Source organism: Kitasatospora sp. NPDC002551, assembly GCF_040296005.1.
Classification (GTDB): Bacteria; Actinomycetota; Actinomycetes; order Streptomycetales; family Streptomycetaceae; genus Kitasatospora.
This window is the reverse complement of the sequence record NZ_JBEOWI010000006.1, coordinates 225,571-232,651: the sequence shown is the minus strand read 5'-3', so window position 1 is coordinate 232,651 and position 7,081 is coordinate 225,571. Positions and strand designations below refer to the sequence as shown.

5 protein-coding genes are annotated in these 7,081 nt (G+C 74.2%); 2 read left to right on the top strand and 3 right to left on the bottom strand.

Annotated elements, in window-relative coordinates; translation table 11 throughout:
- Positions 1 to 395: 395 nt before the first annotated feature.
- Positions 396 to 1,928, bottom strand: a complete 1,533-nt coding sequence (locus tag ABT093_RS09020) for an NAD(P)H-hydrate dehydratase (RefSeq protein ID WP_350561949.1) — start codon at positions 1,926 to 1,928, stop codon at positions 396 to 398.
- 169 nt (positions 1,929 to 2,097) lie between these two features.
- Between ABT093_RS09020 and ABT093_RS09015 the strand changes: the two genes are divergently transcribed.
- Positions 2,098 to 2,655, top strand: a complete 558-nt coding sequence (locus tag ABT093_RS09015) for a Uma2 family endonuclease (RefSeq protein ID WP_350561947.1) — start codon at positions 2,098 to 2,100, stop codon at positions 2,653 to 2,655.
- A 31-nt stretch (positions 2,656 to 2,686) separates the two neighbouring features.
- Here the strand turns inward: ABT093_RS09015 and glmS are convergent, their stop codons facing one another.
- Positions 2,687 to 4,543, bottom strand: a complete 1,857-nt coding sequence (glmS, locus tag ABT093_RS09010; protein ID WP_350561945.1) for a glutamine--fructose-6-phosphate transaminase (isomerizing) — start codon at positions 4,541 to 4,543, stop codon at positions 2,687 to 2,689.
- 99 nt (positions 4,544 to 4,642) lie between these two features.
- Between glmS and coaA the strand changes: the two genes are divergently transcribed.
- Positions 4,643 to 5,638 (top strand): type I pantothenate kinase, encoded by a 996-nt coding sequence (gene coaA, locus ABT093_RS09005; RefSeq protein WP_350561943.1) that lies wholly within the window; start codon positions 4,643 to 4,645, stop codon positions 5,636 to 5,638.
- A gap of 67 nt (positions 5,639 to 5,705) precedes the next feature.
- Here the strand turns inward: coaA and glmM are convergent, their stop codons facing one another.
- Positions 5,706 to 7,070 carry a phosphoglucosamine mutase gene (glmM, locus tag ABT093_RS09000; RefSeq protein ID WP_350561941.1) on the bottom strand — a complete coding sequence of 455 codons (1,365 nt, stop codon included), beginning with the start codon at positions 7,068 to 7,070 and terminating at the stop codon, positions 5,706 to 5,708.
- Positions 7,071 to 7,081: the final 11 nt, after the last annotated feature.

The window sequence follows — 7,081 nt, the reverse complement described above, 5'->3', positions numbered from 1 at the left end:
ATGCGGGAGGTGCTCGGGCGCAGCCGGGAGGAGGCCGAGGCACTCGTCCACCACACGCTGTTCAGCGTGGAGGGCGGGCACGCGGCGGCCGGGCCGACTTCCCACTCCACAGAGCCTGCCACCACGTACCGCCCGCCGCCCCGCGCCCCGCGCCGCCCTGTCCGCCCTCCGACCCCGGCACCCGCCCCGGGCACCCGGCCCAGCGGGAGTGGAAAGTCGGCGGGTCCGACTTCCCACTCCACAGAGCTGCGCCGGGCGCGCCGCCACCGGGCGGCGCGCCCGGGAGTATGCAGACCGGTCTACCGATTCGCCCCGGGCGCAGCCCGGGCGTGGAGTGGGAAGTCGGCCGGGCCGACTTCCTGCTCCGGCGAGTAAGCAGACCGGTCTGCATATTCCTACGCGGCCGGTTTCGTGGCCGGCTCGGCGGCTGCCGAGCGGACGTCGTTCCAGGCGCCGGAGAGGGCGGCGGCCACGTCCAGGGCGGTGACGGGGGCGCCGGGGGTGGCGGCGGCGCGGCGGGCGGCGAGGCCGTGCAGGTAGGCGGCCACCGAGGCGGCGTCCAGCGGGGCGAGGCCCGCGGCGAGCAGCGAGCCGGCCAGACCGGCCAGCACGTCGCCGCTGCCGGCCGTCGCCAGCCAGGAGGTACCGGTCGGGTTCACCCGCACGGCGCCGCCCGGATCGGCGACCACCGTGGTCGAACCCTTCAGCAGCACCGTCGCCCGGTACGCCGCCGCGAGCCGCCGCGCCGTGGCCAGCCGGGCGGCCGCCAGCTCGTCGGCGGCCGGCGGCCGGCCGCCCCCGTCGCCCGCACGGCCCCCGGCGCCCTGCGCCCCGGCGAGCAGCCGGGCCGCCTCGCCGGTGTGCGGGGTCAGCAGCGTCGGCGCCGTCCGCCCGGCCAGCGCGCCCGGCCCGAGCCGGGCCAGCTCGGTCAGCCCGTCCGCGTCGACCAGCACCGGCACGTCCGCGGCCAGCGCCTCCGCGAGCGCCCGCTCGGCCCCCTCGCCCTCGCCCGGCCCGACCACCCAGGCCTGCACCCGCCCCGCACCGGCCGGCCCGCCCTCGGTGACCAGCGCCTCCGGGAACCGCCGCACCACCTCCTCGGCCGCCGTCCCCACGTACCGCACCGCGCCCGCGCCGCCGCGCAGCGCGCCCGCGACCGCCAGCAGCGCGGCCCCCGGGTACCGCGCCGATCCGGCCGCCACCCCGACCACCCCGCGCCGGTACTTGTCGCTCTCCGCCCCCGGCACCGGCAGCAGGGCGGCCACGTCCGCGTGCTGCGGCGCCGCGACCTCGGCCGGCGGCAGCTCCAGCCCGATCCCCACCAGCTGCACCGCCCCGGCGTACGAGGCGCCCGGGTCGATCAGCAGCCCGGGCTTGTACGTGCCGAAGCAGACCGTGACGTCCGCCCGCAGCGCCACCCCCGCGACCTCACCGGTGTCGGCGTCCACCCCGCTCGGCACGTCGACGGCCACCACCACCCCCGCCCGCCCGGCGCGCGCGTACGGCCGGGCCTCCGCCCGCAGCCCGCCCTTCCCGCCGATGCCGACGATGCCGTCCAGCACCAGGTCCGCGCGCGAGAAGTCGGCCAGGCCGACTTCCTGCTCCGGTACCACCCGCCCGCCGGCCGCCCGCAGCGCCGCGAGCCCCGCGGTGTGCGCCCGCTCCGGGGCGAGCAGCACCGCCGACACCCGCGCCCCGCGCCGCGCCAGCGCCGCACCGGCGTACAGCGCGTCGCCCCCGTTGTCCCCGCTGCCCGCCAGCACCACCACCCGGCTGCCGTACACCCGCCCGCGGCGGCGGGTCAGCAGCCGCGCGCAGGTCGCGGCGAGCCCGACGGCGGCGCGCTGCATCAGCGTCCCCTCGGGGAGCCGCGCCATCAGCGCGGCCTCGGCGGCACGGACGACTTCGACGCGATGGGCGTGACGCATACGGAGACTCCTTCAGCGGTCGGCTACCGCCGACGCTAGCCCGCGCCGCCGCCGCACGGCAGCCGGGCCTGCGGCACACTTTCGAGTGACAACCACTTCGATCCCCGCCGGTGTCGGTCCGGGTGCCTGCCGTGTGGCTCGGCACGGACCCACAGGAGGGGGAAGGGCCATGGTCGCCATGCCGGCGGTCGAGCACCCGCTGGGCGGGGACGACGTCCTCCGGGCGTTCCTGGAGCTGGACACGCCTCCGGGCTTCAAGGCCGAGCTGCTCGAAGGGGAGATCGCCGTGACGCCACCGCCGGACGGTGACCACGAGGATGCGATCGCCCGGTTCGCCCGAGCCGTCGCGCGGGAGGCGGCCGAGGAGCTGTACGTCAGCGGCGGCAAGGGGCTGATCACTCCGAAGGGCCGGTTCATCCCCGATGCCACGGTCGCTCCCGTCGGTCACTTCCGCGCCCAGGAGTCGTGGTCGTCCACCGTGGGGGTCGCACTCGTCCTCGCGGTCACATCGACCAACCCCGTCAAGGACCGAGAGCCCAATCGCCTGGGCCATGCCGCCGCGGGCGTCCCGTGCTCTCTCCTCCTCGACCGCGGTGAAGGCAAGATGACGCTGTTCACGGACCCCGAGGACGGCGATGACACCACCATCCACGAGACCGAGTCCGGCAGGCGGATCAAACCGCCCGCGCCGTTCTCGTTCGCGCTCGACACGGCGCCCCTGCGGTAGGACGCAGCCACCGCAGGGGCACCCGGCCGGACTACTCGACGGTGACCGACTTCGCCAGGTTGCGCGGCTGGTCGACCTCGTGGCCCTTGGCCGTGGCCAGCTCGCAGGCGAAGACCTGCAGCGGCACGGTGGAGACCAGCGGCTGCAGCAGGGTCGGCGTGACCGGGATCCGGATCAGGTGGTCGGCGTAGGGGACGACCGCCTCGTCGCCCTCCTCCGCGATCACGATGGTCCGCGCACCACGGGCCCGGATCTCCTGGATGTTGGAGACGATCTTGTCGTGCAGGATCGACCGCCCGCGCGGCGACGGCACGACGACCACCACCGGCAGCCCCTCCTCGATCAGCGCGATCGGCCCGTGCTTCAGCTCGCCGGCCGCGAAGCCCTCGGCGTGCATGTAGGCGAGCTCCTTGAGCTTGAGCGCGCCCTCCAGCGCCACCGGGAAGCCGACGTGCCGGCCCAGGAACAGCACCGAGCGCGCGTCCGCCAGGGAGCGGGCCAGCTCGCGCACCGGCTCCATGGTCTCCAGCACCTGCTCGACCTGCTTCGGCGCGTCGCCGAGCTCCTTGATGACGGCGAAGATCTCGTCGCCCCACTTGGTGCCGCGCACCTGGCCCAGGTACAGCGCCACCAGGTAGCAGGCGACCAGCTGGGTCAGGAACGCCTTGGTGGAGGCGACGGCCACCTCCGGGCCGGCGTGGGTGTACAGCACCGCGTCCGACTCGCGCGGGATGGTCGAGCCGTTGGTGTTGCAGATCGCCAGCACCTTGGCACCCTGCTCGCGCGCGTGCCGCAGCGCCATCAGGGTGTCCATGGTCTCGCCGGACTGCGAGATGGCGATGACCAGCGTGCCCGGACCCATGATCGGGTCGCGGTAGCGGAACTCGGAGGCGACCTCCACCTCGCAGGGGATCCGGGTCCAGTGCTCGATCGCGTACTTGGCGATCATGCCCGCGTGGAAGGCGGTGCCGCAGGCGACGATGACGACCTTGTCCACCGAGCGCAGGTCGGCGTCCGACATCCGCAGCTCGTCCAGGGTCAGCCGGCCGTCGGTGCCGATCCGGCCGAGCAGGGTGTCGGCGACGGCCTTCGGCTGCTCGGCGATCTCCTTGAGCATGAAGTAGTCGTAGCCGCCCTTCTCGGCGGCCGAGGCGTCCCAGTCGACGTGGTACTCGCGCACGTCGGCGGGGGTGCCGTCGAAGTTCGTCACCGTCACGCCGTCCCGGCGCAGCTCGACGACCTGGTCCTGGCCCAGCTCGATCGCCTCGCGGGTGTGCGCGATGAACGCGGCGACGTCGGAGGCGAGGAAGTTCTCGCCCTCGCCGCGCCCGACCACCAGCGGCGAGTTGCGGCGGGCGCCGACCACCACGTCCGGAGCGTCGGCGTGCACCGCGACCAGGGTGAAGGCGCCCTCCAGCCGGCGGCAGACCACCCGCATGGCCTCGGCCAGGTCGCCCCGGTACTCCTCGCCGAGCAGGTGCGCGACGACCTCGGTGTCGGTCTCCGAGCGCAGCGTGTGGCCGCGTTCGGCCAGCTCGGCCCGGAGCTGGGCGAAGTTCTCGATGATGCCGTTGTGGACGACCGCCACCCGGGCGGCGTCGTCCAGATGGGGGTGGGCGTTGGCGTCCGTCGGACCGCCGTGGGTGGCCCAGCGGGTGTGGCCGATGCCGGTGGTGCCGCCGGGAAGAGGGGCCTCGGCGAGCGACTTCTCCAGATTCGCGAGCTTTCCGGCCCGCTTGTCGGTGGCGAGGCTCCACTGCCCGTCGGAGCCCTGCACCTGCACCGCGACACCGGCCGAGTCGTAACCCCGGTACTCCAGTCGCTGCAGGCCTGCGATTACAACGTCAAGGGCGGGCTGGGAGCCCACGTATCCAACAATTCCGCACATGCGTGCCAGCATAAGGGCGCTCCGAACGCCCCATTCGCACGGTTCGCCCGCAGGCCGTGACCGACACCACAACCACCCCGAACGGCGCTACGGCCCACAATGGAGCATGTGCTGACCGAACTCTGTACGCGGGGCGACACCACACCCGGCCCCTCGCCGTCCCCCTACGTGGACCTCAGCCGGGCCGAGTGGAGCGCGCTGCGCGAGCGTACGCCGCTGCCGCTGACCGCCGAGGAGGTGGAACGCCTGCGCGGCCTCGGCACCGCCCTGGACCTCGACGAGGTCCGGGACGTCTACCTGCCGCTGTCCCGGCTGCTGAACCTCTACATCCACGCCACGCACGAGTTGCGCGGCACGCTGGGCACCTTCCTGGACACCCCGGACACCGAGCGCACCCGCACCCCGTTCATCATCGGCGTGGCCGGCTCGGTCGCGGTCGGCAAGTCCACCACCGCCCGCCTGCTCCAGGCGCTGCTGGCCCGCTGGCCCGAGCACCCCCGGGTCGAGCTGGTCACCACCGACGGCTTCCTGCTGCCCAACGCCGAGCTGCGCCGGCGCGGCCTGATGGCCCGCAAGGGCTTCCCCGAGTCCTACGACCGCCGGGCGCTGACACGCTTCGTCGCGGACGTGAAGGCCGGCAAGGAGCGGGTCACCGCGCCGGTCTACTCGCACCTGGTGTACGACATCGTGCCGGAGCAGCGGCTCACCGTGGAGCGCCCGGACATCCTGATCGTCGAGGGCCTGAACGTGCTCCAGCCGGCCCTGCCCGGCACCGACGGCCGCACCCGCCTGGCGGTGGCCGACTACTTCGACTTCTCCATCTACGTCGACGCCCGCACCGACGACATCGAGAGCTGGTACCTGGACCGGTTCCGCAAGCTGCGCGAGACCGCCTTCCAGGACCCGAACTCCTACTTCCGCCGCTTCACCGAGGTGCCGGAGGAGGAGGCGATGGAGTACGGCCGCCAGGTCTGGCGCACCATCAACCGGCCCAACCTGCTGGAGAACGTGCTGCCGACCCGCGGCCGGGCCACCCTGATCCTGCAGAAGGGCCCGGACCACAAGGTCCGCCGGGCGCTGCTGCGCAAGCTCTGAGGGAACGGCCGGAAGGCCCCCGCCGCGGACGTCCGCGGCGGGGGCCTTCCGGTGTGCGTGCGCCCGGTCAGCCCAGGTGGGTGCGGACCGCCTCGGCCAGCTTCTCGGCGACGGACCGCGCCTGCACCTCGTCGGCCGCCTCGACCATCACCCGCACCAGCGGCTCGGTGCCCGACGGCCGCAGCAGCACCCGCCCGGTGGCGCCCAGCTCGGCCTCGGCCGCGGCGACCGCGGCGGACAGCTCCACGCTGGTGTTCACCCGGCCCTTGTCGACGCCCTTGACGTTGATCAGCACCTGCGGCAGCCGGGTCATCACGGCGGCCAGGTCCGCCAGCGGCTGCTTGGTCGCCGCCAGCCGGGCGCCCAGCATCAGGCCGGTCAGCGTGCCGTCGCCGGTGGTCGCGTGGTCCAGCAGGATGACGTGGCCGGACTGCTCGCCGCCCAGCGCGAAGCCCTGCTCCTTCATCGCCTCCAGCACGTACCGGTCGCCGACGGCGGTCTCGACGAGCTCGACGCCCTCGCGCTCCATGGCCAGCTTGAAGCCCAGGTTGGACATCACGGTGGCGACCGCGGTGTTGCGGCGCAGCGTGCCGGCCTCCTTCATGGCGACGGCCAGGATCGCGATGATCTGGTCTCCGTCCACCTCGTTGCCGTCCGCGTCGGCGGCCAGGCAGCGGTCGGCGTCGCCGTCCAGCGCGATGCCGAGGTCGGCCGCGTGCTCGCGCATGGCGGTGCGCAGCCGGTCCAGGTGGGTGGAGCCGACGCCGTCGTTGATGTTGAGGCCGGTGGGCTCGGCGCCCAGGGTGTGCACGACCTCGGCGCCGGCCCGGGCGAAGGCCTCGGGGGCGACGTACGCGGCCGCGCCGTGCGCGCCGTCGATGACGACCCGGATGCCGTCCAGGCGGTTGGGCAGCACGCCGATGAGGTGGGCGACGTACTTGTCGAAGCCCTCGGTGTACTCGCGGACCCGGCCGACGGCGGCGCCGGTCGGGCGGTTCCACTCCTCGCCGCCCGCCGCGTGCTTGTGGTAGTGGGCCTCGATGGCGTCCTCGATGCGGTCGTCCAGCTTGTGGCCGCCGCGGGCGAGGAACTTGATGCCGTTGTCCGGCATCGCGTTGTGGCTGGCGGAGAGCATCACGCCGAAGTCGGCGCCGAGCACGCCGGTGAGATAGGCCACCGCAGGGGTGGGCAGCACACCGACCCGCAGGACGTCGACACCCGCGCTGGCCAGGCCGGCGATGACCGCGGCCTCCAGGAACTCGCCCGAGGCGCGCGGATCGCGGCCGACCACCGCGACCGGCCGGTGGCCGTCGAAGGCCCCCGCCTCACCGAGCACATGCGCCGCCGCGACCGACAGGCCGAGCGCCAGCTCCGCCGTCAGTCCCTCGTTGGCCACACCGCGCACGCCGTCCGTACCGAAGAGTCGTCCCACTGTCCCGTCCT